Source organism: Vibrio iocasae (assembly GCF_042245395.1).
GTDB classification, from domain to species: domain Bacteria; phylum Pseudomonadota; class Gammaproteobacteria; order Enterobacterales; family Vibrionaceae; genus Vibrio; species Vibrio iocasae.
Window position 1 is genome coordinate 1,184,401 of the sequence record NZ_CP145311.1, and the last position, 25,923, is coordinate 1,210,323.

Genomic DNA, 25,923 nt, shown 5'->3' on the forward strand with positions numbered 1-25,923 from the left:
TATCAAAAGTGCAGGGCGCTGAGCCCTGCATTTTAGCCACAACATTTTTTGAATTTCTTACCGCTGCCACACGGGCATGGATCGTTACGACCCACTTTCTCTGATTTTTCGGTGCTGTTCGATGGAAGAACGTTTGCTGGTATTTGTTCTTCGGGAAATACACCGTCGACATAGAACCAAAGGTCATTTTCTTTTAAAAAACGAGACTTTTCGTGCATACAGTGCTCGACACCGTCTTCTAATAAGAAGGCTTTAAACTCAACAAACCCTTCATCGCCATCTGGTTGTTTGGCAGAAACGACTTCCAGTCTTTGCCACTCTAGATTGATGGATTCCTGAATACCTTCGCGTTCGTTTTCAGCATGGCAAGAAGAGTGATAAGTGTTAACAACAAAATCGACTAATTTTAAAACATGCGCACTGTAACGTGCGCGCATTAATTGCTCAGGATAAATCGCGGCTTTGTGATCGTTGTGTACTGGTTTGCAACAAAAAGCGTACTCTTTGTTGCTGCCACATGGACATAAGTTTTGTTTAAGCACTAAAAAGTTCCTCTGCCCACTCACTTGATTCTACATAGCACTGTTGTATGTCTTCCGGGCTGAGATTTGTCTCGTTCAGCAGCAACTCAACTTCAGACCAGTTTGCGTGCTCGTAGGCGACAGACAAAGAGAGAATCGTACCTAAGATGCCTTGCCTGGTAAGTAGTGCCTGTTTTATTTCTTCATCAAGTGGTATGGAGTCGATAATCACATCCAGCGGTTGATCAAGTAGTGAATCGAGCAAAGAAAACATGCCAACCAAGAAAGCCTGGCTTCTATCCAAGCGTTTATCATGCGCATGTAGCATCAACTCGCAGCGCCTCGCTCGTTGGATAGACAAGCTGTACAACGCATCAGGCTTGTTTTCCTGTCCAGTTGCAATCGCGACAAGTGCAATAAACTTACGCAACCTTTCTTGGCCTAAATATACTAAAGCCTGGTGGAAAGAGCTGATTTGTGAAGTGATATTTGCTGACGAGTTGACGTATCTAAGTAACTTATAAGAAAGCGATACATCCTGCGATACTATGCGGTCTACCGCTTCGTAATTTATGTCGTCAGCAGCCACTTCTTTACAAAGCTGAACAACGGTTAAGAATGAAGGTTGGATTGCTTTTTGCTGGATGATTTCTGGTTTGCTGAAGAAATACCCCTGAAAGTATTTAAAACCTACAGAAAGTGCTTGTTGAAATTCTTCGTAAGTTTCTACTTTTTCAGCAAGAAATTCGATATGGGTGCCTTTTAGTCGCTGGATAAATTTAGCGGCCTTTTCAATAGAGACTATTCTGATATCAAACTTGATTAAGGCGATATAAGGAAGAAACCTCTTCCATTCTGGGCTAGGAACAAAGTCATCAAGCGCTATCTTGTATCCTTTGGCGTGCAGTGCCTTTATTGCTTCTAGTAACTCATCCGTAGGTTCACAATCTTCCAGTATCTCAACAACGATGTTTTTCTTTGGGAACAGAGCAGGGACCTGATTAATCAGGCTGGTATATGGAAAATTAACAAAACCTAGCTTCCCACCGATTGATGTGTTGTGAGCACTAAGGAACTGATCTGAGAGTAGTCGGCTAGTCGCCAACTCCGGTTCAACTTCCGGGAAGGTGTTCTTGGGGCCATCCCGAAATAGCAACTCGTATGCAACAGTGTTTTTATCAGCATCGAGGATCGGTTGACGAGCGACATAAGAATATTTCATGTGTTCTTACTGTACTTCCCTTAGTAAAACATATAACACTAAACTCTAATGGTACGATGAATTAGTGAAAAAATCATGAGTTGATATAGTTTAATTATCGGTTGTTAGTTTTTGAAAATCTCTGACTTCCAACCTTTTTTCATCCTTGGTTACTACTAATACTGAACCTTGTTTGTACCAGTCACCAAGAACAATTCTGGTCTTGTTAGCAAAATTGTGAACTGCGGGACGATGTGTGTGACCGTGAATCATCATGTTACTGCTATGAAGCGCCAAGATTCGTTCAACTTCGGCTTGGTTAACGTCCATGATTTCAAGTGATTTCTCTTTTTTCTCTTCGCCAATATCCGATTGAACTTTGGAGACAATTTTTTTCTTAACGAAAAGTGGAAGTCGGTTATATACCCATTGTAACCATGGCTGGTGTACTTTTTCGCGGTAAGCCAGGTACTTGTGATCATCTATACATAGGGTATCACCGTGAAGGATCAAGGTTTTTTCACCATATAGGTCGATAACACTGACTTCATCCAGAATAGTCATTCCGGTTTCTTTACCAAAACGTTTTCCAACAAGAAAATCGCGATTACCCTGGATAAAATAACAAGGTACACCTTTACTCGTCAGTGATTTAAAAGCCTGCTTAATTTTTTGATTAAATGGATTGTTGTCGTCATCACCAACCCAGAACTCAAAAAGATCACCAAGAACATACAGAGCATCAGCGTGTATGGCTTCGTTTTCCATAAATGCCATAAAGCAATGAGTGATATCAGGTTGGGAAGGGGTGAGGTGGAGATCAGATATAAAAAGTGTCGTCATAATGGAATAAGGGAAGCTTGCGCTTCCCTATATATCTTACTCTTCGATAGTTGTTCCAGTGATAACCACTTCTTCTAGTGGTACATCCTGGTGCATACCCATAGTGCCAGTACTAACACCCTTGATCTTGTTAACGATCTCCATGCCTTCTACAACTTCAGCGAATACACAGTAACCCCAACCATCAAGACTTTCTGATTTAAAGTCCAGGAATGTGTTGTTGTTTACGTTGATAAAGAATTGAGAGCTTGCAGAATGCGGTTCCATTGTGCGAGCCATCGCTAATGTACCGACTTTGTTGCTCAGGCCATTGTTCGCTTCGTTTTTGATTGGTGCACGAGTCGCCTTCTCTTTCAGGCCAGAAGTCATACCGCCACCCTGGATCATGAAACCGTCAATAACACGGTGGAACAGAGTGTTGTCGTAAAAACCATCTTTACAGTACTGTAGGAAGTTCGCGCTAGTTTCTGGTGCTTTCTCTTCGTTTAGCTGAACTTTGATGTCGCCAAAGTTGGTATGAAGGACGATCATGATTAATTCCTTTCGATTTATTCAGGTTGTAATGCGAGTTCATTAGAACTCCGATGAACCTAGTCTAGCTGAACATTGCTTACAATCAAACCTTAGCTGTATTTCAGGTACTTAATTGAACAATTTAAGAGCAGAATTGGAGTGACTTAAAGCAGATGGAATTGTTATACTCTCGCTCTGATTTTATTAATTAAGTCCAGATAGAGATCATGCTGAAAATATATAACACACTCACACGAAAGAAAGAGGAATTTAAACCCATTACTGCCGGTAAAGTCGGTATGTATGTCTGTGGAGTGACTATTTACGATCTCTGTCATATCGGTCACGGTCGTACGTTCGTTTCTTTTGATGTGGTTTCACGTTACCTGCGTTACCTGGGTTACGATCTTAATTTCGTTCGTAACATTACAGATATCGATGACAAAATCATCAAACGTGCTGCTGAGAATGGTGAAAGCTGTGATTCTCTGACTGAGCGCCTTATTCAGGACATGTATCAAGACTTTGATTCCCTGAACATGAAGCGTCCGGATGTCGAACCTCGTGCAACGCACTACATCAAAGAGATTGTTGAGCTGGTTGAACGTTTGATTGAGCGCGGATTTGCTTATGTTGCCGATAACGGTGACGTGATGTTTGAAGTAAGCAAGTACGATGAGTACGGTCGTCTTTCTAAGCAAGATCTTGAGCAACTTCAGGCCGGTGCTCGTGTTGATGTAGAAAGCGCGAAGAAAAGCCCACTTGATTTCGTACTATGGAAAATGTCTAAACCGGGTGAGCCTACTTGGGAATCGCCATGGGGCCCGGGTCGTCCTGGCTGGCACATTGAATGTTCGGCAATGAACTCTGCGATCCTTGGTAACCACTTTGATATCCATGGCGGTGGTTCGGATCTTCAGTTCCCTCACCACGAGAATGAGATCGCTCAGTCATGCTGTGCTCACGATACCCAGTATGTAAATACCTGGATGCACAGTGGCATGGTAATGGTTGACAAAGAGAAGATGTCTAAATCTCTCGGTAACTTCTTTACTATTCGTGATGTGCTTCAGCACTATGACGCGGAAACCGTTCGTTACTTCCTGATGTCCGGTCATTACCGTAGTCAGCTAAACTACAGTGAAGAGAACCTGAATCAGGCCAGAGCGTCACTAGAGCGTCTGTATACGGCTCTTCGTGGCTTAGATATGTCTGCTGAGCCAGCGGGTGGCGAAGCTTATGTTCAGCGCTTTACCGATGCAATGAACGATGACTTCAACACACCTGAAGCGTATTCAGTACTATTCGATATGACACGCGAGATCAACCGCCTGAAGAATGAAGATGTAGTAACAGCTTCTAAGTTAGGTGCGCTGATGCGTGAGCTTGCTGATGTGATTGGTATTCTTTATCAAGATCCTGAAGCATTTCTGAAAGGTGATGCAGGCAATGATGATGAAGTGGCTGAAATTGAAGCACTGATCAAGCTAAGAAACGATTCTCGTGCAGCAAAAGATTGGGCAAATGCAGATATGGCTCGTGACAAGCTGAACGAAATGGGTATCGTTTTGGAAGACGGACCGGAAGGTACGACTTGGAGAAGAGGCTAACCTTCTCTTTTCATTGAATTTCATACGCCCTGAGATATTTCTCGGGGCTATTTTTTATTTAAGACGAAAGAATATCGTCAACGATTTGATACAAGCAGAGGACCGCCCAGTGGCTCAGATGTACTTCTACTATTCCGCAATGAATGCGGGTAAATCTACCACCCTTTTGCAATCTTCGTTCAATTATCAGGAACGAGGCATGAATCCGGTAATTTTTACTGCTGCGCTGGATGACAGATACGGTGTAGGAAAAGTAAGCTCTCGAATTGGTTTGCAGTCAGATGCTCATCTATTTCGACCAGATACAGATCTTTATCAGGCAGTAGAGAAGCTGTACAAAGAAGAGAAGCTTCATTGTGTACTTGTTGATGAGTGTCAGTTTTTGTCGAGAGAGCAGGTTTATCAACTAACTGAGGTGGTGGATAAGCTGAACGTTCCGGTACTGTGTTATGGGCTTCGTACAGATTTTCTTGGCGAGTTGTTTGAGGGAAGTAAATATCTGCTTTCGTGGGCGGATAAGTTAATTGAGCTTAAGACAATTTGTCACTGCGGTCGTAAGGCGAATATGGTAATTCGTACTGATGAACACGGTAATCCGATTGCGGAAGGTGATCAGGTGGCGATTGGTGGGAATGACCGATATGTGTCTGTATGTCGTCAGCACTATAAAGAGGCGTTGGGGAAGTAGGGTAGTCGGCTTACCGGATATACTCTACTCCATAAACCGCTCAGGTTAGTTGAATGAGTTGATGTAACCTTCAGTGGTTCGCATGTTTATTCCGTAGAGTACACCCGGAAAGCCTCTCTAGAACCTTCCGGGTGTTAAAGAATTACACCCCAGTACCAAACTGTTTCGCTGAGTAAGCTACTCGCTCTTCGGGTCTTGGGTAGTCTATTGGCGGCAGGTCTTCCAGGTTTAAGTTTTCGATATGCTGAAGACGAGGAAGGATGCCGCAGCCATTTGCTATCTGGATTGCCAGACCTGGGCGGGCGTTAAGCTCCAGTACCATTGGGCCTTCTTCTTTATCCAGAACCATGTCTGTACCCATATAGCCAAGTCCAGTCATTTCCCACGCGCTAGAAGCCAGCGTTAATAGCTTCTCCCAATGCGGTACCTGAAGAGTGCTCAAGTCCTTTCCGGTGTCAGGGTGATGTGTCACTGGCTGGTCGAACTGAACCGCTCGAACGGCTTTTCCAGTCGCGATATCTATCCCTACCCCCACAGCACCCTGGTGTAGGTTTGCTTTTCCGTCGGATGCAGCAGTTGAAAGACGCATCATGGCCATCACAGGGTAGCCTTTGAAGACGATAATGCGTACGTCAGGCACGCCTTCATAGCTAAAGCCTTCAAAGCAATCATCGAACTTGATCAGGTTTTCGACGACGGCAACATCATTTTTGCCACCCAGAGAAAACAGGCCAGCAAGTGTATTACTGATATGGCGTTCGACATCTGCTTCGTTGATAGTTGCGCCTGAAGGTTTAGTGTAAACACCATCTTTGTGAGAGACGATAACCAGAATACCTTTACCACCACTTCCCTGAGCGGGTTTTATTACAAAACCCGGCCAGTTTTTTACCATCTTGTGAACGGTTTTCACAGTAGACTGTGTACTAATCACGCCAATTAAGGCGGGTGTTGTTGCTCCTGCTTTTTCTGCGATGATTTTAGTCTTTAACTTATCATCTACCAGAGGGTACTTTTTTCGGTCGTTGTAACGGCCGATATAGCTATGGTTCCTCTGGTTCATCCCCATTATGCCTTTATCACGAAGTTTAAAAGGGGAGGTTAGTTTTCCAAGCATAGGCTTAGTCCTCCGATAATGGCTGGAAGCGTCTTAGTTCTGTCAGGCGGTAACCTGTGTAGTTACCCAGAGCCAGAATTGCGGCCAGAACCAGAAGTTGAACACCGATAAAGTTGAATGTCAGGTGCTGAATAAACGGGTTAGTCATTGCCAGGTAAACAATAACCGCAGTGAGTAGAGAACCACCGCCCTGAATCAGCACTTCTTTCGCCCCTTCTTCTTCCCAAAGAATCGACATACGTTCGATTGTCCAGGAGAGGATGATCATAGGGAAGAAGGTGATACTCAGACCTTCCGTTAGACCAACACGGAAAGCAACAACAGTAAACACAGAAATAATGAGTATTACAGTAATGATTACTGCGGATATCCGGGCAACTAACAAAAGATTTAGCTTTGTTAAGTAGCCACGAATGACCAGGCCGGTTCCCACAATAAGTAAGAAGCCAACAATACCCGTAACTAGCTGAGTCTGTACGAAAGCTACTGCGATAAGAACCGGCATAAAGGTACCGGAAGTCTTAAGCCCCACGATGATCCTCAGGAATACAACGATAAGAGCACCAATAGGAATCAGCATGATGGTCTTGAACATAGATTGCTCTTCGAGTGGCAAGCTATGTATCGAGAAGTTTATCAGGTTGTCTGCTTCAATTTTCGCGCTTGTTGCGGACTTAGGGGACACTTCCTGAGCAATCATTGAGAAGTGTACCTGACTATTTTTGCCGCCAATGACATCTAGCAGAGAAACATTGGATTCGTCCCAAACAAGTACATGGTTAGGCTGCCCTTGAGCACCCGATTCTGGGTCGAACAAGATCCAGTTTTTGCCATCCCAGACCTGAACCATTTGGGTGATGCTCTGGCGTCGACGACCGTCTTCTAGGAAGATGACACCAACAATCTTATTATGGATATCAGAATAAGAAAGAATGCGAGAGGTGGTTTTAGCCTTTGAATCTTCACCAAGAAGTAGGGATGCATTCTGACTATCCGAGTCATTTAACGCTTTAATCAGCTCACGAGTGAAGGTGATGTTGTCCGCAGAGCGTTGAGTGGCTTTATCGATAATTGCCTGTGCTGCTGCTTCTTGTGGGCCGTCAAGTGTTGGCTTCAAAATTGGATTGTCAGATGGCGGAATTGGTTTAACATCCGCACGTTCATCTTCTAAAAACTGGGTTTTGTAGTAGATGGTTTGAGCGCCATTTGCGTGGCGTACAGACCACTCAGCACGTCGACCAATATCAGTTTCAAGGTAAGCAACGCCGTAACCTGGTGACGATGAAGATTCTTCAATGAGAGTATAACCTTGCTGTGTGCTTGGTGCGGCCAACGACACCTTTGCAGGTTCACCAATGCCGCTAAATTCGATTCTGGCTTCTATATCCCACACCTGACGTTTTTCACCAGGTGTCCACGGTACACCGTAATTATCATGTCGGGTAATACACAGAGAGATACCTGCAACGACTAATAATCCGATCAGTAGGTAGAAAGGAACTCTTGAAATCATAATTTTCCCTAACTTTGATTATTTTTATCTGACGTAGAAAGAAGGAAACGTTTACTGACATCGACAACCGCTATGTCTTTAATAAACTCTCTTCCCAATAAGATAGAGTGGCTCATATGAGAGCGATCTGCCAATGTAAATTGTGATTTTTCATGGATATTTCCAATCTTGACCCACAATTCTATTACTGGACGTTTTTCTAACTTATTTTCTGATGATACTTGTCGAATGTTTACGTATCTTTGAACAGGTGCTTCTATCCAGTCTTGCTCTCCCTTCGGGGCGCTCGGTTCATTTAGGTGGAATCGCACCCAGGTTTTGCCTTCGCGTTCAAACTCCTGAAGATCGATAGCGTTCAGTGAAGAGGTTTTTGCGCCAGTGTCAATGCGTGCATCAAACGACTTATCTAACGAATCTATTGTGACGGATTCTATTGCACCAAGTACAATTAATTCGTCCGAAACTGTTGTCTGACTCAAAGAAGAAACGTTTTTATTTTCAGCTGGTTGTGCTTTTTTCTGGCTTTGACCCGAAGCTTTGGCGTTGTCTTGTTCTATCTTTTGCTCGAGATAAACCATCTCTTGTTTTAAGGCGACAACTTCATCTTCGAGGCTTTCGATATAGTCAGACTGATTGCTAACTGCAAGGTTTATTATTGAAAGCTTTTGATTGAGATTGGTTTCAGACTGCTGGATTGCGTCAATCGTGTCCTTACTGTACTTCTCTCCATTTGTGAGTGTGCATCCTGACAGCAGCGACAGGACCACAAGTGAAAGAACGGTCGTTTTCATTGACTACCTTATTTTGGCTAAAAAATTGAGACCCGGTGGGAGTTTAGCCTACAAAGAAGGGTGCGAGAAGCACCCTATTGTTAGCATTAAGTCAGAGAATCGAATTTGATTATATAGTCAGCAGATTTATGGGTTTCTTGCGACTAATATTGCTCTTCTTGGTGCAGGATAACCTTCGACAGTCTTTGTCGGGTCTTCTTTATCAAGATAATCAGGTAGTGAGTTATGCGTCATCCAGGTGGTTGTTCTCTGTTCACCTGTAGTCGTCACGTTCTCATCGACGATTCTGACATCCTCAAATCCGGTTTTCTCTAGCCAGACTTTTAATGCTTTTGCTGATGGGAAGAAGTACACGTTTCTCATCTGAGCATAACGATCAACAGGGACAAGTACTGCGTTCTCATCACCTTCGATTACCAAAGTCTCCAGAATGAGTTCACCACCAGATACGAGTTGGTTTTTCAATTGAATCAGATGGTCTAGCGGTGACCTACGATGATATAAGACGCCCATGCTGAACACGGTGTCAAAAGCTTTAAGTTCTGGCAGTTGCTCAATACCGAGAGGAAGCAAGTGAGCTCGCTGATCATTGCCCATCAGTTTACGAATCGCTTCAAACTGAACGAGGAAAAGGTGGGATGGGTCGATACCAACACACAAGCGTGCGCCTTCTCCTAACATTCTCCACATGTGGTAACCGTTGCCACAGCCGACATCAAGTACTGAGCGATCTTTTAAGGGAGAAATATGTGGCAACACACGATCCCATTTCCAATCGGAACGCCATTCAGTATCGATATGGATACCGTGCATTTCGTATGGGCCTTTACGCCAAGGGTGGAAGGTTTTAAGTAGGTTTTCCAGTTTCTTTAGTTCACCGTTAGGAAGCGGTTCGTTGTTTGAAACCGATACAGATGCTTTAAGATCAATATGGTCTGGTGTTCCATCTGGGATCTTTTTAAGGGCTTTTAACCAGCGCTCGAAATCACCATGTTCCGCATTTTGCCAGTCGGTAAGTTGTTGCGGAAGAATGTTTAGCCAGGGCTGGAGAACCGTGTCCTGAGCAATAAGTTTGTAGAAATCTGAAAAATTAAACATTATTAAAATCTTTAGTCGCTTATTTAATTGCGTACATTGAGCCAAAGTTAAAGCACTGGAACCAAACTTCAACACTACTGAATCCGATCTCAGAGAGACGTTTTTTATGCATTGGAACAGAGTCAGGAATCAACACGTTTTCGATAGCGCTTCGTTTTTGACTGATTTCCAGTTCGCTGTAGCCATTTGCTCGTTTAAAATCGTGGTGAAGGTCTATCAGCAACTCATTAGAGCGCTCATCTTCGAAGATGTATTTTTCTGACAAGATCAAAATGCCGCCAGGACGCAAACCCATGTATATTTTCTCAAGTAGCGCATGGCGATCTTCAGGAGATAGAAATTGCAGAGTAAAGTTCAGCACGACCATGCTGGCATTCTCAATGTCGACATCTCGAATATCTGCTTCAACGACATTCACGGGTGTATCAGAGCGATAAGCGTTGACATGCAACTTACACCTTTCCACCATCGCTTTAGAGTTGTCGATAGAGTATATGGTGCATCCTTCCTGCTTAATATTACGTCGGATAGAAAGGGTAGATGCCCCTAGAGAACAACCCAGATCGTAGATATTGCTGTTTGGCTTTACAAAACGCTCAGCAAGCATTCCGATTGCCGACACTATGTTACTGTAGCCTGGAACCGAACGCTGAATCATATCCGGAAACACTTCAACTACATTTTCATCAAACGAGAAGTTACCAATATTATCGATTGGAGATGAGAATATATCGTCTCTGTTGTTCATATCAGGGTATCCGCCACTAAAAATTGGGGGCGTATTTTATGAGATTCGGCGGGTTATGTCACTTAAAACATATCTAGCTGTTGCTGATCTGAGTTCGCAGGAAAATCCGGGAGCTTTGGAAGAGGGCATTGTGTCTGCAACTGTCTATGCAAGGCTAAAGCGAGTTCCGGGGCTTCTATATTGTCTGGAGTATGAATCATCAGATAAGGTTGCTTTCCTTCTGCTACCCATAGAGGTAACTTTTTCAACCATGGAGTAAAAAATGCGTTGTTCTCTTCTAGGTCTGGATGACCGATAAAACGAATCATAGGGTTGTGAGCGGTTGCAATAGCGTGTACTGGTACTTTAGGTTTCTTTTTATGAGCGTCTATAACGGCTTCGCTAGTCGGAGCCGCGGAAAATACTGGCCGGCTATCCATGATAATCCTGTTGATCTCTTTCTCTATTAACCAGTGGTTAAACGCTTTTTCATTCTCGTCCTTGGCAAAAAATCCTTGATGGCGCACCTCGACGCCTAGTTTTACCTCTTTAGGCATCATTTCACAAAATGTAATTAGTGCAGAAAGGTGCTCTGGTGAGAAGGATGCGGGTAACTGGATAGTCCATTGCCCAATTTTGCTAAACAAAGGCTCCATAACAGACAGAAACTCATGAAGGAGCCCCTGACAATTTCGTAACTGATTTTGGTGAGTAATTGAGGAGGGAAGTTTGAACGTGAACTTAAAATCTTCAGGTGTCGACCGATTCCATGCATCTACCGTCTGGCTGGAGGGCGTCGCATAGAACGTGGTGTTACCCTCTACAGTATTAAAAACAGCTGCGTATTTCTCCAACCTCTCTGCGGGCTTGGTTCCTTTTCCATAGAAGGAGTTGAGCCAATGGTTGTGAGACCAAAGCGTTAATCCAAGCCGAATTGGGACGGTGTCCATTGCAGTTCCTTTCTAAAGCCCTATTACTAATAACTCTACAAAACTCTCTCTTAAATTACTAAGAGAGAATTTTACATAAACGTTATAAATTGATTGTTTTCTGGTCGATTTAAAGAAAGAGGTCATTTTTTATAAGAAAAAGTATCAGCAAAGGTCGATTTTAAACGACTTTCCGAGTATAAATGTGGGTTCGAACGCAGATAGGAAAAAGGTCCGTCTGCACTGGCATTAATTGAATTAAGAGATTGGGAATTTCATTATGCGTACCCAGTATTGTGGTCACCTGAACAAGTCCCTTGTTGGACAAACTGTTGAACTGTGCGGTTGGGTAAACCGTCGCCGCGATTTAGGCGGTCTTATTTTCGTTGATATGCGAGATCGCGAAGGTATCGTTCAGGTAGTTGTTGACCCGGATATGAAGGACGTTTTTGAAGTCGCCAACCAACTTAGAAACGAATTCTGCATCAAGTTTACAGGTGAAGTTCGTGCTCGCCCGGAAAGCCAGATCAACAAAGATATGGCAACTGGTGAAGTTGAAGTGCTGGCAACTGGCCTGGAAATCATCAACAAATCTGATGTGCTTCCACTGGATTTCAACCAGAATAACACGGAAGAGCAGCGTCTGAAGTATCGCTACATCGATCTTCGTCGCCCGGAAATGAGCAATAACATCAAGCTACGTGCAAAAGCATCTAGCTTTGTTCGTCGCTTTCTGGACGGTAACGATTTCCTGGATATTGAAACCCCAGTTCTGACAAAAGCAACGCCAGAAGGTGCTCGTGACTACCTTGTACCGTCTCGTGTTCATAAAGGTAGTTTCTACGCACTTCCTCAGTCGCCACAGCTATTTAAACAGTTGCTGATGATGTCTGGTTTTGACCGTTACTACCAGATTGTTAAGTGTTTCCGTGACGAGGACCTTCGCGCTGACCGTCAGCCTGAATTTACTCAGATCGATATCGAAACTTCATTCATGTCTGCGGATCAGGTTCGTGAAGTGACTGAGCGCATGATTCGTGAAATGTGGCAGGAACTGCTGAACGTAGACCTTGGTCAGTTTCCGGTGATGCCATTTGAAGAAGCGATTCGTCGTTTCGGTAGCGATAAGCCCGATCTACGTAACCCGCTAGAGCTGGTGGACGTGGCTGATCTGGTGAAAGACGTTGAGTTTAAAGTATTCTCTGGTCCAGCTAACGATGAAAAAGGTCGCGTAGCTGTACTTTGTGTACCGGGTGGCGCAAAACTGACTCGTAAGCAGATTGACGAGTATGGCAAGTACGTAGGTATCTACGGTGCGAAAGGTCTGGCGTGGATGAAGGTGAACGACATCGATGCAGGCATGGAAGGCATTCAGTCTCCGGTTGCTAAGTTCCTCAGCGAAGACGTTATCAAAGGACTTCTTGAGCGCACTGGTGCTAAGTCTGGTGACATCATCCTGTTTGGTGCAGACAAAGCGAATACCGTTGCAGAAGCGATGGGCGCACTTCGCCTTAAAGTGGGTATCGATCTTGAGCTTACTGATACTTCTGCGTGGAAACCACTTTGGGTTGTTGATTTCCCAATGTTCGAAGAAGATGATGAGGGTAACTTGCACGCGATGCACCACCCATTCACTTCTCCATTAGGTGTAACCGCTGCGGAGCTAAAAGAGAACCCTGCATCAGCAAACTCTAACGCTTACGATATGGTTATTAACGGCTACGAAGTGGGTGGTGGTTCTGTTCGTATCCATAACGCAGAGATGCAATCAGCAGTATTTGATATTCTGGGTATCGAAGAAGATGAGCAGCAGAAGAAATTTGGCTTCCTGCTTGATGCTCTGAAGTTTGGTACGCCACCGCATGCTGGTTTGGCATTCGGTCTCGACCGTCTGGTTATGCTGCTATGTGGTACGGAAAATATCCGTGACGTGATTGCATTCCCTAAAACAACAGCAGCAGCGTGTCTGATGACAGATGCGCCAAGCCTTGCAAATCCAGCAGCGCTTGAAGAGCTTGCAATTGCAGTGACAACTGCGAAAGAGAAAGACGCTGAGTAAAATTGCAAATGCATTGATAAAAAGCCGGGGCAAGCCCCGGCTTTTTGTGTCTGCGATTTGATAAATCGTATGGATTCCTTCAACCTAGATGATTCGTCAAGAGTATCATTAAGGTGAAAGGACATACTGATGCGTATTCTGTTTGTTGCGCTTTTAGGCTTATCGCTATTGGGGTGTGCAAGTGAAGATTCTCGCCCCTTCAATATTAAGAACCTTGCTAAATCCGATGTTGATTTGGTGACAGAGATTCACCTTGAGCAACTAAGAACTCTAACTGAACAACTAATCATCAAGCTTTATAAACGGAACCCCAGAGAGTTGAAAAAAAACTCTGGGATGACAATCGATGCCAGAGTCGCTCAGTTGATGACGGTAAACCGTCCAGAGAAGGGTTTCATTGAGCTCGGATATATGGATGGAGTGGATGTCTTGCCTCTCGCGTTTTCAAAAGAGTTCAAAGGGGACAGGGTCTTCGCTTTGATGTCTGGTATCACTGGTATGTTAAGCGCGTCGTATGAAAACAAGCTTGAGTTTTATCTGATAGACGATATTGATGAGCAGAAACTTTATAACAGCGCACGTAATCTAGAGAAGATTGCGTGGCAATTAAACAACTCAAAATATGACGATGGCACTTTGTTGTTGCTGACAAACGGTTATGACAAAAATGGCGTGGCGAACTTTAGTTACGAAAGAATATTAGGCCAGTTGATCATCATTCAGGATACGATGGCGACAATAATCGCAGATAGTAATAACCGAACAATTAATAAAGTAGTACACAGTGTCGCGTCTTTGACGTTTTTCCCAATTTAATGATGCTATTTACTTAAGCGCATTTAGACAGGACATTTCATGATAATTCTAGGTATAGACCCGGGTTCACGAATTACCGGATACGGGGTTATACGACAGGAGGGAAGACACCTCCATTATTTAGGCAGCGGTTGTATCCGTACCTCAGAAGACGCTTTACCGGGCAGATTGAAACAGATATATGCAGGAGTAAGTGAGATTATTACTCAGTTTCAGCCAGATGCTTTCGCCATTGAACAGGTGTTTATGGCGCGAAATGCAGACTCTGCGCTTAAACTCGGACAGGCTAGGGGAAGTGCTATCGTTGCGGCTGTGAATGCGGAGCTGCCGGTTTATGAGTATGCAGCAAGGTTAATCAAACAGGCAGTCGTGGGCACAGGTGGCGCAGATAAAGCGCAGGTGCAACATATGGTGATGAGTATGCTTAAATTGCCGGCAAAACCACAGGCCGATGCAGCAGATGCGCTTGGTGTCGCGATATGTCATGCAAATACAAATAAAACCCTGATTGCGTTGGCGGGCAAAGCAACTTCTGCGAAAAAAGGCCGGTATCGCTAGCCGATTCTATATCACTTATCTTTTTACTGGATAAATAGCCAGTAATTTATTACTATCTTCCAAATTCTAAGTACACATTACCCAAAGGAACACATCTGTGATTGGACGTCTTCGCGGAACGCTTATTGAAAAACAACCACCAGAACTGCTTATTGAGGTAGCTGGAATCGGTTATGAAGTACAGATGCCAATGAGCTGCTTCTATGAGTTGCCTGAGATTGGACAAGAAGCCGTTGTCTATACTCACTTTGTCGTCAGAGAAGATGCGCAGCTACTATACGGTTTTAATACGGTAAAAGAACGTGCACTTTTTAGAGAAGTGATTAAGGCTAATGGTGTTGGTCCTAAACTTGGTTTGGCAATTCTGTCAGGCATGACTGCGGCACAGTTTGTTGGTTGTGTTGAACGTGAAGATATCTCTACTCTGATTAAACTCCCGGGTGTTGGTAAGAAAACCGCAGAAAGACTAGTTGTGGAGATGAAAGACCGTTTGAAAGGGTGGGGCGCTGGAGACTTGTTCACACCAGCGACTGACGCGGCTCCAATGGATAGTATTTCTGGAAGTGAGAGCTCAACACCTACAAATGCTGTAGACGAAGCTGTTAGCGCTCTGATTGCTCTTGGCTATAAGCCTCAGCAAGCTTCGAAAGTGGTTTCTCAGGTGGCATCAGAAGATATGACGAGTGAGACTCTGATTCGCGAAGCCCTTAAATCCATGGTTTAAGAACCCTGAATATTAAAGAGTAGATTATGATTGAAGCCGATCGCCTGATAGCACCAGATAATCCGACCTTTAGAGATGAAGATGTTATTGATAGGGCTATACGTCCAAAAAAGCTCGCGGATTATCAGGGGCAAGACCATGTTCGCGATCAGATGGAGATTTTCATTAAAGCAGCTCAGCAGCGAAGTGAAGCGCTAGATCATCTCCTGATATTTGGACCTCCCGGTCTTGGTAAAACCACGCTTGCGAATATTGTCGCTAACGAGATGGAAGTCAATATCAGAACTACTTCCGGTCCGGTGTTAGAAAAAGCAGGGGATTTGGCGGCATTGCTGACGAATCTGGAAGAGAATGATGTTCTGTTTATTGACGAGATTCACCGCTTAAGCCCTATGGTTGAAGAGGTGTTATATCCGGCAATGGAAGACTACCAATTGGACATCATGATTGGTGAAGGCCCTGCGGCACGCTCAATTAAAATAGATTTGCCACCCTTTACGCTGATTGGTGCAACGACAAGAGCGGGCTCTTTAACCTCGCCACTACGAGACAGATTTGGTATTGTCCAGCGGCTTGAATATTACAAAGTTTCTGATCTACAAAACATCGTTCAAAGAAGTGCAGATTGTTTGAACCTTTCAATGGAACCGGCTGGTGCAATGGAAGTGGCAAGACGAGCAAGAGGCACGCCGCGTATTGCTAATCGACTACTAAGACGAGTTCGTGACTACGCGGAAGTAAAAGGCGATGGGCATATCTGTGGTGACATCGCGGATAAAGCACTGGATATGTTAGATGTGGATAGCCAGGGCTTTGACTATATGGATAGAAAACTTCTGTTAGCAATCATGGAAAAATTTGGTGGTGGTCCTGTGGGACTGGATAACCTCGCAGCAGCGATTGGTGAAGAAAAAGACACCATTGAAGATGTTTTGGAACCTTATCTTATCCAACAAGGATACCTTCAAAGAACACCAAGAGGTCGAATAGCGACCAATCGTGCCTATCTTCACTTCGGTCTTGATACATCTGAGTAACATTTGAAGTGGCCAAAGCGGGCTTTTTCTCCTGCTTTGGCTGATTTTGTTTGGGACATTTGCTCTAGAAGTGACATGTATAAGATCACATTTTAATCAATCGATAATCTAATCAATTATTTTTTCCTCCCCTCATAAACTTGTTATTAAACGGCTGTTTAAAACGATAAATCCCCATAAACTCTATGGTTTGAGTTGATCTGGATCAGTTTTGTCTTCTATGTGCTACAAATTGGTTCGATTGTTTGATTTAAATCAAGGCGAATTTTATTCATAAAAATTTTGAAAGAAGAATGCTTTGGGAGTAGTATTAGCTCTAGCTATATTAGTAGTGTCTTAACAAAAAAATAACCATTGAGACACAATATGTTAACAACGAGATTTTGCCCTTATGGGTTGAGTCTTGTTGTGATTTTTTAAGCCCAAATGGATGCAAGAGCATCAGTGTCATTCAGCCGACACAAAAGGAGTTACAATGATAGATATAGATGTAGTCGATCTATCGCGGTTGCAGTTCGCGCTCACAGCGATGTATCACTTTTTATTTGTTCCTCTGACTTTAGGTATGGCGTTTCTTCTGGCCATAATGGAGTCTCTCTATGTTATGACGGACAAGCAAATCTACAAGGACATGACTAAGTTCTGGGGTAAGCTTTTCGGTATTAACTTCGCACTCGGTGTTGCCACCGGTCTTACCATGGAGTTCCAGTTTGGTACTAACTGGTCTTACTATTCCCACTACGTAGGTGATATATTCGGCGCCCCTCTTGCTATCGAAGCACTAGTTGCATTTTTCCTCGAATCCACCTTTGTTGGTCTTTTCTTCTTTGGCTGGGAGCGTTTATCCAAGCGTCAGCACCTTGCTGTTACCTGGTTGGTTGCTCTTGGTTCTAACTTCTCTGCACTTTGGATTCTGGTCGCGAACGGCTGGATGCAAAACCCAGTAGGTTCTGAGTTTAACTTTGAATCTATGCGCATGGAGATGGTGAGCTTCTCTGAACTGGTATTAAACCCAGTAGCTCAGGTGAAATTTGTTCATACGGTAGCTTCTGGTTACACAACAGGAGCAATGTTCATTCTTGGTATCAGCGCATGGTATCTGCTTAAGGGACGTGATGTCGCTTTCGCTCGCCGTTCTTTTGCAATCGCTGCTTCTTTTGGTATGGCCTCTATCCTGTCAGTTATTATCCTTGGTGACGAATCTGGTTATGAGCTTGGTGACGTGCAGAAAGTAAAACTTGCAGCGATTGAAGCTGAGTGGCATACAGAGCCTGCACCAGCCGCGTTTACGTTGTTTGGCCTGCCAAATCAAGAAACGATGCATACTGATTACGCAATTAAGATCCCTTACGTAATGGGTATTATCGCCACTCGCTCTATAACAGAAGAAGTGACGGGTATCGCTGATCTTAAAGTAGAGCACGAAGAGCGTATTCGTAACGGTATGTATGCCTACGAGCTATTGGAAAAACTTCGTGCTGGTGATAAGTCTGAAGCCAACATACAGGCATTTGACGAAGTGAAGAATGACCTGGGTTATGGTTTGCTTCTGAAGCGTTACACAGAAAACGTAGTGGATGCGACGGAAGATCAGATTCAATCTGCGGTCGATGACTCTATCCCAACTGTGTGGCCACTATTCTGGTCATTCCGTATCATGGTTGCATGTGGCTTTATTATGCTGTTTGTATTCGGTGCTGCGTTTTTTCAGACTTGTCGACAAAAGATCGGTCAGAAAAAGTGGGTTTTGAAAGCGGCACTATTTAGCATCCCTCTACCGTGGATAGCTATTGAAGCCGGGTGGTTTGTCGCTGAATATGGTCGACAGCCATGGGCCGTTGGTGAAATTCTTCCTGTAGATGTGGCCGCTTCTGCGCTATCTGCTGGTCAAATCTGGATGTCCCTGGCAGCAATTCTTGCTCTCTATACTGTGTTCCTTATTGCAGAAGTTTACCTGATGGTGAAGTTTGCACGTAAAGGACCAAGCAGCCTTAAAACAGGCCGCTATCACTTTGAACAAAATGGCAGCTCTGCACAAGATGCAGTAAACCGCCAAGTAGAAGCGTAAGTAGGGAGAAGAGCTATGTTTGATTACGAAGTCTTACGACTTGTTTGGTGGGTACTAATCGGCGTTTTGCTAATTGGTTTCGCCATTGCTGATGGTTTTGATATGGGTGTAGGTGCCCTTGTTCCAATCATTGGTAAAACGGATAACGAGCGTCGTGTAATGATCAACTCGATTGCACCTCACTGGGATGGTAACCAGGTATGGTTAATCACCGCTGGTGGTGCTCTGTTCGCAGCCTGGCCTCTTGTTTACGCAACATCATTTTCAGGATTCTATCTGGCAATGATTGTTACGTTAGCTGCTCTATGGCTACGTCCTATCGGTTTGGATTACCGCTCCAAGATTGAAGATCCTAAATGGCGTAACAACTGGGACATCGCTATTAGCATCAGCGGCTTTGTTCCTCCAGTCATTTTTGGTGTGGCTTTTGGTAACCTTCTTCAAGGCGTACCTTTTACATTAAGCGATTTCATGATGCCAACTTATCATGGTTCGTTCTTTGGTTTGCTAAACCCATTTGCATTGGTATGTGGCGTGGTAAGCCTTGGAATGTTCATTATGATGGGTACAACCTGGCTACAAATGAAAACAACAGATGAGGTATATGATCGTGCTCGCGGCTTTTCAGTTATCTCTTCACTAGTTGTTGCTGGTCTGTTTGTTCTTGCCGGTATCTGGATTCAGTTTATCGATGGTTACGCTATCAAGAGTGAAATTGATACAATGGCGGCATCTAACCCGTTAAACAAAGAAGTAGTGCGTGAAGCAGGTGCGTGGATGGCTAACTTCAGCAAGTACCCACTAATGTGGATTGCACCTATTTTGGGTGTGGCTATGCCTCTGCTTACCGTTGTAGCAACCAAGTTTGAGAAGAATGGCTTTGCGTTCTTATTCTCTAGTCTTGCTGCGGCAGGCATTATTCTGACTGCAGGATTCACGATGTTCCCGTTTGTGATGCCTTCAGATCTTAACCCTAGCCACAGTCTGACAATGTGGGATTCAACTTCAAGTGAGTTGACACTACAGATTATGACTGCGGTAGCAGCGATTTTCGTGCCGATCATTCTTTGCTACACATCTTGGTCTTACTACAAGATGTTTGGTCGCCTGGATGAAAGCTTCATCGAAGAAAACAAGAATTCACTGTACTAAGGAGTTGTTAATATGTGGTATTTCGCATGGATTTTAGGTGTTCTTTTAGCCTGTGCATTCGGCATTATTAATGCTCTATGGCTAGAACATTCAGAGATGATGGACAAAGATAGCGAGTAACGTTATATGAGTAACTTAGCAACAAAAATTGCTGAGATACACCGTCCTGTAGAAAGAGCCCTTTTCAGGGCTCTTTCCATATTGATGGTGGTGATGCATGCGGGTTTGCTTTTATGGGAACCAACGCTGTATGCCCAAGAGATCGGCGGATTTAATACCGTCATTGGGCCTCTAATGATATGGGCTCTTTGCAGTGGAGTGATATTTGGCGTAGGGTTCACACCGATCAACTGGTATTGGCGTATTTTGTTTAGCCCTTATGTTCCTCTAGTGGTTCTTAGCTACCTCACTGTTCTCTATTTATTCGTTTAATAAATATCCAAATAGGAGTGGTTAAATGGTAATTACTCCTGTTTTCCTCAAAAATTTTCAATGTTTTCGTACTTTTGCCACAGTCATCATGTATAGTTGACCACTATTATTGACTGAAATCTTTTTGGTATTACATTGTGCAGGAAGTGACGACTTCTCCATTCGAATGGCCTGTTACCGTCTATTACGAAGATACGGATGCAGGGGGTGTTGTTTATCACTCGAACTACCTCAAGTTCTTTGAAAGAGCGCGTACTGAACTTTTACGCTCAGTTGGTGTTTCTCAAAATATTTTATTAGAACAAAATATCGGCTTTGTTGTCAGACACATGGATATTGATTTTCTTCAAGGTGCGAAGCTTGATGAGAATTTGACGGTGTTAACAACAATCAATGAGTTAAAAAAAGCATCACTCACTTTTTGTCAGAAGATCGTCAATCTTGAAGGGCGTACGTTGTGCAAAGCGTCTGTTAAGGTAGCATGCGTCAATAGCCAAAAGATGAAACCACAAGCTATACCAGTCTCGATTATTGCGGAGTTGACCAACAGTGACAGCTGATATTTCAATTTTAGATCTTTTTTTACAAGCAAGTTTACTCGTTAAAATTGTAATGCTTATTTTGCTTGGCATGTCAGTTGTCTCCTGGGCAATGATTATTAAGCGTAGCCAGGTACTCACAGCAGCAATAAAAGACAGCAATGCATTCGAAGATAAATTCTGGTCAACTCAGGATTTGTCCAAACTCTATCAAGATGTAAAAAAGCGTAAAGATGATATTTCTGGTTCTGAGGAGATTTTCTACTCAGGATTTACTGAGTTTGCTCGTTTAAGAAGAACAGCCGGTTCTTCTGCTGAATCTGTGATGGATGGGACAGGTCGCGCGATGCGTGTCGCTGTTGCACGTGAAGTAGAAGAGCTAGAAACAAACCTGCCATTCCTCGCGACGGTTGGTTCTATCAGCCCTTATATCGGATTGTTTGGTACCGTATGGGGTATCATGCACGCCTTTATCGCTTTAGGTGAAGTTAAACAGGCGACGCTTGCAATGGTCGCACCAGGTATAGCAGAAGCGCTTGTCGCGACAGCGATGGGCCTGTTTGCTGCGATTCCTGCTGTAATGGCGTATAACCGTTTGAGTAACCGTGTAGGTAAGTTAGAACACGCTTACGCCACCTTCTCTGAAGAGTTTCACAGTATTCTTCATCGCCAGGCGATGAGTGAGAAGGATTAATCATGGCGGGTTACCAACCTAAAAAACGTAAAATGACAGCGGAGATTAACGTCGTACCATATATCGACGTTATGCTCGTGCTGCTTATTATCTTTATGGTTACCTCTCCATTTGTTACGCAGGGAGTTGAAGTAGAACTCCCTCAGACATCGACAGCAAAACCAGCATCAGAGCTAGCTGGTGACAGTGACGCGAGTTTTATCATTGTCGAGATAGACGGTGACGGAGATTTAGGCCTGAGTGTTAATGACGAAGAAGTCAGACGCGGCATGTCACTGGAAGATATTATTGTTCGGGTCAAAGCCGAGCTGTCTATTGCACCTGATTCACCGGTCGCTGTTGGTGGTGATGCATCAACGCCATATGCGGAAGTTGTGTTGGTGCTGGATGAACTTAGCCGAGCAGGGATACCTAAAGTCGGACTTCTAACAGAACTCAGGGAATAGCTTTAGCCGTAAATGAAAAGCGATAAGAACTACACAAAAGAGATATTGATATCTCTTTTCCTCCATCTTTTGCTCGTCGTAGCGTTGATTTGGGGAACCGATTTTACCATGTCGAAACCAAAGCCAAGCGGGAATTTGGTTCAGGCAGTGGTTATTGATCCTGACGCCGTGAGAAAACAGGCTCAGGAGATCAGAAAAAATCGTCAGGCTGCTGCGAAGGCAGAGCAAGATCGTCTGGATAAACTTCGTAAACAAAGTGAGCAGCTAGAAAAAAACCGCAAAGCGGAAGAAGCTCGAATTCGCAAGCTAAAAGAAGACAAAGCAAAAGCAGATAAAGCGGCTCGTGAAGCTGAGAAAAAGCGCAAAGCTGAACAAGAAAAAGTGAAGCAAGAGCAAGCCCGGGTTAAAAAAGAACAAGAGCGTCTGAAAGCAGAACAAGCTTTGGCAGCTAAAGCAGAAGCTGAACGTAAGAAAAAGCAAGAAGCGATAAAACGTGCCGAGGAAGAGCGTCAAGCGAAACAGGCAGCTGTTGAAAAGGCTGAAGCAGAACGTGTAGCAAAAGAAAAAGCTGCGAAAGAAGCAGAAGAGAAAGCTCGAATTGAACGCCAAAAAGCGGAAAAAGCCGAGCAAGAAAGAATTGCGAAAGAGAAAGCTGCCGCAGAAGCGGCTGAAAAAGCACGAATTGAAAATGAAAGGCTTGAAAGGCTAGAGCGTGAACGTAAAGAGCAAGAAGCTGCTTTAGTTGATATTTTCTCCGGATTACAGGAAGAAGCTGCCCAAAATAGTTCAGCTGCTGCTCGTCATGCTGCTTCCGAAGCTGACAGGTATGGTGCAATATACAAACAGTTGATTCAACAGAACCTTCTTACAGAAGCTTCTTATCTGGGAAAAACTTGTAAAGTGAACCTTAGGTTACTACCGACAGGAACGGATATGATGCTCAATGATGTGAAAATCGTGGAAGGTGATCAACGTTTATGTTCGGCTACCAAAAGAGCGATAGCTCAAGTGGGAAGTTTTCCGCTTCCAAAAGAGAAAGACGTAATTGAAAAAGTTAGAAACATCATTCTGACTGTAGCACCAGAATAGTAAAAGGATCGAGTTGTGATAAAACGACTTTTAACAAGTATTGTTATTTTATTTTTCGGGATGGTGAGTGTTGCCAACGCAGCGCTGGAACTGGTTATCACTGAAGGTATAGATTCAGCAAGGCCTATAGCAATTGTACCGTTCAAATGGCAGGGTACAGAGCCGCTTCCTCAGGATATTTCATCAGTGATTGCTTCTGATCTTCAACGTAGTGGTAAGTTCAGTCCGGTCAAAGTAAACCAGATGCCACAGACGCCATATAGTGATGCTGAAGTGGATTATAACGACTGGGTACGGTTAGGTGTTGATGCACTTCTCACGGGAACCGTTACTAAAAATGCAGATGGAACATACAACATCAACTATCAGCTTATCGATGTTGTAAGAGGGCAGTTAACGGGTGGACGAAGCGAAGGCTTAGATCCTGCAACAGGTGAGCTGGTTGTCACCAAAGATCATATCCACTTCCACAAGAACAAGAACAACCTGAAAGCAAAAGATATGCGTCGCTACGCGCACCGCATTTCAAATCTTGTTTATGAACAGCTTGTTGGTGAAAAAGGCGCGTTCCTGACCCGTATCGCCTACGTTGTTGTGAATGACGACGCGAAATATCCATACCAGCTTCGTGTTGCTGATTACGATGGATATAACGAGCGTATGGTACTTCGCTCGAAGCAACCTCTAATGTCTCCAGCATGGTCTCCAGATGGTAAGCAGCTTGCTTACGTAAGTTTTGAGAATGGCCAGTCAGAAATCTTCCTGATGAACATCTACACAGGCAAACGTGAAAAACTGACGTCATTCCCTCGTCACAATGGTGCGCCAAGATTTTCGCCAGATGGCAGCAAGTTAGCACTGGTTCTGTCTAAAACTGGTAGCCTTCAGGTCTATATACTCGACCTGAACACGCGCCGTCTGAAACAAATAACTCGCGGAAGATCAAATAATACGGAACCATTTTGGTATCCTAATGGACAATCTTTGATATTTACCTCGGATCGGGGTGGTAAACCGCAGATTTATCAAGTAAATTTGGAGGACGGTTCAACAAACCGTCTGACATGGCAAGGTAGCCAGAATTTGGGTGGACAGATTACCCCTGATGGACGCTTCATGGTTATGGTGAATCGTACCAACTCAGGCTTCAATCTGGCTAAACAGGATCTGGAAACAGGAGCTGTTCAAGTGTTAACTAAAACACTACTGGATGAGTCTCCGAGTATCGCCCCAAATGGTGGCATGGTCATTTATAGCTCGATGTATAGAAAGAAAAACGTACTTTCGATGGTGTCTATAGATGGGCGATTTAAAGCTAGATTACCGGCAACAAATGGGCGTGTTAGAGCTCCCGCCTGGTCTCCGTTTTTGTAGCAACTAAGTTTTGATAAAGTAAAGGAAGAAATAAGATGCAACTTAATAAGGTTCTGAAAGGGCTTCTAATTGCGCTACCAGTTCTAGCAGTTACTGCTTGTAGTTCTAGCGACGAAGCTACAGATGCTTCATCTCAAACAACTACTAATCAGCAGCAAGCTGGTGACACAAACAACACAGATACGTCAGTAGTTACACCAATGGACGCTGACTCTCAGCTAACTGAGCAAGAGCTAAAAGAAAAGCAACTTCGTGAAACTCAGACAGTTTACTTTGCGTTCGATAACTCTACTATCTCTGGTGACTACGAAGAAATGCTTGCTGCACACGCTGCATTCCTAAGCAAAGATGCTTCAATCAAAGTTAAAGTAGAAGGTCACGCAGATGAGCGTGGTACTCCTGAGTACAACATCGCACTAGGCGAGCGTCGTGCAATGGCTGTATCTAAGTACCTTCAGGCACTAGGTGTTCAGGCAGATCAAATCGACGTAGTTAGCTACGGTGAAGAGAAGCCTCTAGTTCTTGGTCAAACTGAAGAAGCTTACGCGAAAAACCGTCGCGCGGTTATCGTGTACTAATCGAGGACACACCTCATGTTCAGTAACTTAAAGCGAGCTGTTTCGCTTGTGTTACTGGCAAGTGCAGCGGGAAGTACTCTCGCTGCACCAGCTCCAGTATCAAATGTAAACGAAAGCACCTCTACTACTGCTTCCACACCAGCCTCTCCTGAAACTGATGTTCAACGCCTTGAGCGTCTGCTGAATAACCGCAATCGTACTCAAATACAAATGCAGCAACAGATGGATGATATGGCGGCTGAGATGAGTGAACTTCGTGGTATGGTGGAAAGAAACAGCTACGAAATTAAAAAACTTCTGGATCGACAGAGAGAACTCTTTCTGGAACTCGATCGTGTTCGAAGTCAGGCTCAAACCGCTTCACAGTTACCAGCAGATGCGGCTTCAGAGAGCGATGGCACTGAGAGTACAGGAACATTCTCAAACAATGCCAACGAAAGAAAAGACTACGAGTCTGCTGTTGACCTAATCCTGACCAAAAAAGATTACTCTGGTGCTCTGGAGGCTCTTAATAAGTTCCAGGAGACTTATCCAGATTCGGTTTATTCTCCTAATGCGAATTACTGGCTCGGACAACTCTACTTTGCTAAGAAACAGGACAAAGAAGCGACAAAACATTTCGCATCGGTTGTCTCCTTTAAAGATTCTGGTAAAAGAGCGGACGCATTGGTTAAGCTTGGTGACATTGCAATCCGAAATAATAAGCCGGATGTAGCAAATAAATACTACCAGCAGGCTATTGATGAATACCCTGGTAGCGCTTCAGCGAAAACCGCTAAATCGAAACTGGTAAATTAATCAGTCAG

At 44.0% G+C, this 25,923-nt stretch carries 28 protein-coding genes; 18 read left to right on the forward strand and 10 right to left on the reverse strand.

Going from position 1 to position 25,923, the window contains the following annotated elements; genetic code table 11:
• Positions 1-32: 32 nt before the first annotated feature.
• From SNR28_RS15175 to SNR28_RS15190, 4 genes are all read right to left on the reverse strand, one after another.
• The gene (locus SNR28_RS15175) at positions 33-542 is read right to left on the reverse strand and encodes a YchJ family metal-binding protein (protein ID WP_375753506.1); all 510 of its coding nucleotides are present in this window, start codon (positions 540-542) and stop codon (positions 33-35) included.
• Positions 535-1,743: an EAL and HDOD domain-containing protein gene (locus tag SNR28_RS15180; protein WP_375753507.1), complete on the reverse strand. Its 1,209-nt coding sequence runs from the start codon at positions 1,741-1,743 to the stop codon at positions 535-537. Before SNR28_RS15180 ends, SNR28_RS15175 begins: the two co-directional genes overlap by 8 nt.
• A 90-nt stretch (positions 1,744-1,833) precedes the next feature.
• Entirely contained in the window at positions 1,834-2,565 is a 732-nt protein-coding gene (lpxH, locus tag SNR28_RS15185; RefSeq protein WP_375753508.1) for a UDP-2,3-diacylglucosamine diphosphatase, read from the reverse strand.
• A 36-nt stretch (positions 2,566-2,601) separates the two neighbouring features.
• Complete coding sequence (locus SNR28_RS15190; protein ID WP_375753509.1) at positions 2,602-3,096, reverse strand: peptidylprolyl isomerase; 495 nt, start codon at positions 3,094-3,096, stop codon at positions 2,602-2,604.
• A gap of 209 nt (positions 3,097-3,305) precedes the next feature.
• Between SNR28_RS15190 and cysS the strand changes: the two genes are divergently transcribed.
• Both cysS and SNR28_RS15200 read left to right on the forward strand, forming a co-directional pair.
• Positions 3,306-4,688, forward strand: coding sequence for a cysteine--tRNA ligase (gene cysS, locus SNR28_RS15195; protein WP_375753510.1), 1,383 nt, complete (start codon positions 3,306-3,308; stop codon positions 4,686-4,688).
• Between the two features lie 109 nt (positions 4,689-4,797).
• Positions 4,798-5,376: a thymidine kinase gene (locus SNR28_RS15200; protein ID WP_375753511.1), complete on the forward strand. Its 579-nt coding sequence runs from the start codon at positions 4,798-4,800 to the stop codon at positions 5,374-5,376.
• Between the two features lie 142 nt (positions 5,377-5,518).
• Here the strand turns inward: SNR28_RS15200 and SNR28_RS15205 are convergent, their stop codons facing one another.
• The 6 genes from SNR28_RS15205 to SNR28_RS15230 all read right to left on the reverse strand — a co-directional run bounded on the left by SNR28_RS15205 (position 5,519) and on the right by SNR28_RS15230 (position 11,572).
• Positions 5,519-6,493: an alpha-L-glutamate ligase-like protein gene (locus SNR28_RS15205; protein ID WP_375753512.1), complete on the reverse strand. Its 975-nt coding sequence runs from the start codon at positions 6,491-6,493 to the stop codon at positions 5,519-5,521.
• A gap of 4 nt (positions 6,494-6,497) precedes the next feature.
• On the reverse strand, positions 6,498-8,006 hold the full coding sequence (locus SNR28_RS15210) for an inactive transglutaminase family protein (RefSeq protein ID WP_375753513.1): 1,509 nt from the start codon (positions 8,004-8,006) through the stop codon (positions 6,498-6,500).
• Positions 8,007-8,014: 8 nt separating this feature from the next.
• The gene (locus tag SNR28_RS15215) at positions 8,015-8,797 is read right to left on the reverse strand and encodes an ATP-dependent zinc protease (protein WP_375753514.1); all 783 of its coding nucleotides are present in this window, start codon (positions 8,795-8,797) and stop codon (positions 8,015-8,017) included.
• 126 nt (positions 8,798-8,923) lie between these two features.
• Entirely contained in the window at positions 8,924-9,895 is a 972-nt protein-coding gene (gene cmoB / locus SNR28_RS15220; protein WP_375753515.1) for a tRNA 5-methoxyuridine(34)/uridine 5-oxyacetic acid(34) synthase CmoB, read from the reverse strand.
• A gap of 19 nt (positions 9,896-9,914) precedes the next feature.
• On the reverse strand, positions 9,915-10,643 hold the full coding sequence (gene cmoA / locus SNR28_RS15225) for a carboxy-S-adenosyl-L-methionine synthase CmoA (protein ID WP_375753516.1): 729 nt from the start codon (positions 10,641-10,643) through the stop codon (positions 9,915-9,917).
• A gap of 62 nt (positions 10,644-10,705) precedes the next feature.
• Positions 10,706-11,572: a DUF72 domain-containing protein gene (locus tag SNR28_RS15230; RefSeq protein ID WP_375753517.1), complete on the reverse strand. Its 867-nt coding sequence runs from the start codon at positions 11,570-11,572 to the stop codon at positions 10,706-10,708.
• 259 nt (positions 11,573-11,831) lie between these two features.
• On the opposite strand from SNR28_RS15230, the gene aspS reads away from it, so the two are divergent.
• From aspS to ybgF, 16 genes are all read left to right on the forward strand, one after another.
• Positions 11,832-13,610: an aspartate--tRNA ligase gene (gene aspS / locus SNR28_RS15235; RefSeq protein ID WP_375753518.1), complete on the forward strand. Its 1,779-nt coding sequence runs from the start codon at positions 11,832-11,834 to the stop codon at positions 13,608-13,610.
• Positions 13,611-13,739: 129 nt separating this feature from the next.
• Positions 13,740-14,426: a hypothetical protein gene (locus SNR28_RS15240; protein ID WP_375753519.1), complete on the forward strand. Its 687-nt coding sequence runs from the start codon at positions 13,740-13,742 to the stop codon at positions 14,424-14,426.
• Positions 14,427-14,465: 39 nt separating this feature from the next.
• Positions 14,466-14,984, forward strand: coding sequence for a crossover junction endodeoxyribonuclease RuvC (gene ruvC / locus SNR28_RS15245; RefSeq protein ID WP_375753520.1), 519 nt, complete (start codon positions 14,466-14,468; stop codon positions 14,982-14,984).
• Positions 14,985-15,081: 97 nt separating this feature from the next.
• Complete coding sequence (gene ruvA / locus SNR28_RS15250; protein WP_375753521.1) at positions 15,082-15,708, forward strand: Holliday junction branch migration protein RuvA; 627 nt, start codon at positions 15,082-15,084, stop codon at positions 15,706-15,708.
• A 26-nt stretch (positions 15,709-15,734) separates the two neighbouring features.
• Positions 15,735-16,745, forward strand: coding sequence for a Holliday junction branch migration DNA helicase RuvB (gene ruvB / locus SNR28_RS15255; RefSeq protein WP_375753522.1), 1,011 nt, complete (start codon positions 15,735-15,737; stop codon positions 16,743-16,745).
• A 475-nt stretch (positions 16,746-17,220) separates the two neighbouring features.
• The gene (gene cydA, locus SNR28_RS15260) at positions 17,221-18,813 is read left to right on the forward strand and encodes a cytochrome ubiquinol oxidase subunit I (protein WP_375753523.1); all 1,593 of its coding nucleotides are present in this window, start codon (positions 17,221-17,223) and stop codon (positions 18,811-18,813) included.
• Positions 18,814-18,828: 15 nt separating this feature from the next.
• Positions 18,829-19,965, forward strand: coding sequence for a cytochrome d ubiquinol oxidase subunit II (gene cydB, locus SNR28_RS15265; protein ID WP_375753524.1), 1,137 nt, complete (start codon positions 18,829-18,831; stop codon positions 19,963-19,965).
• 12 nt (positions 19,966-19,977) lie between these two features.
• On the forward strand, positions 19,978-20,085 hold the full coding sequence (gene cydX / locus SNR28_RS15270) for a cytochrome bd-I oxidase subunit CydX (RefSeq protein ID WP_000270284.1): 108 nt from the start codon (positions 19,978-19,980) through the stop codon (positions 20,083-20,085).
• A 6-nt stretch (positions 20,086-20,091) separates the two neighbouring features.
• Positions 20,092-20,397: a cyd operon protein YbgE gene (ybgE, locus tag SNR28_RS15275; RefSeq protein ID WP_375753525.1), complete on the forward strand. Its 306-nt coding sequence runs from the start codon at positions 20,092-20,094 to the stop codon at positions 20,395-20,397.
• Between the two features lie 137 nt (positions 20,398-20,534).
• Positions 20,535-20,957 carry a tol-pal system-associated acyl-CoA thioesterase gene (gene ybgC, locus SNR28_RS15280; protein ID WP_375753526.1) on the forward strand — a complete coding sequence of 141 codons (423 nt, stop codon included), beginning with the start codon at positions 20,535-20,537 and terminating at the stop codon, positions 20,955-20,957.
• On the forward strand, positions 20,947-21,630 hold the full coding sequence (gene tolQ, locus SNR28_RS15285) for a protein TolQ (protein WP_375753527.1): 684 nt from the start codon (positions 20,947-20,949) through the stop codon (positions 21,628-21,630). The genes ybgC and tolQ overlap by 11 nt, the downstream gene beginning before the upstream one ends.
• 2 nt (positions 21,631-21,632) lie before the next feature.
• Positions 21,633-22,076 carry a protein TolR gene (tolR, locus tag SNR28_RS15290; RefSeq protein ID WP_375753528.1) on the forward strand — a complete coding sequence of 148 codons (444 nt, stop codon included), beginning with the start codon at positions 21,633-21,635 and terminating at the stop codon, positions 22,074-22,076.
• Between the two features lie 12 nt (positions 22,077-22,088).
• Complete coding sequence (gene tolA / locus SNR28_RS15295) at positions 22,089-23,165, forward strand: cell envelope integrity protein TolA (protein ID WP_375753529.1); 1,077 nt, start codon at positions 22,089-22,091, stop codon at positions 23,163-23,165.
• Between the two features lie 15 nt (positions 23,166-23,180).
• Positions 23,181-24,539, forward strand: a complete 1,359-nt coding sequence (gene tolB / locus SNR28_RS15300) for a Tol-Pal system beta propeller repeat protein TolB (RefSeq protein WP_375753530.1) — start codon at positions 23,181-23,183, stop codon at positions 24,537-24,539.
• Between the two features lie 35 nt (positions 24,540-24,574).
• Entirely contained in the window at positions 24,575-25,117 is a 543-nt protein-coding gene (pal, locus tag SNR28_RS15305; RefSeq protein WP_375753531.1) for a peptidoglycan-associated lipoprotein Pal, read from the forward strand.
• Between the two features lie 15 nt (positions 25,118-25,132).
• A complete protein-coding gene (gene ybgF / locus SNR28_RS15310; protein WP_375753532.1) occupies positions 25,133-25,915 on the forward strand; it encodes a tol-pal system protein YbgF in 783 nt (260 codons plus the stop codon).
• The last annotated feature ends 8 nt before the right edge of the window (positions 25,916-25,923 follow it).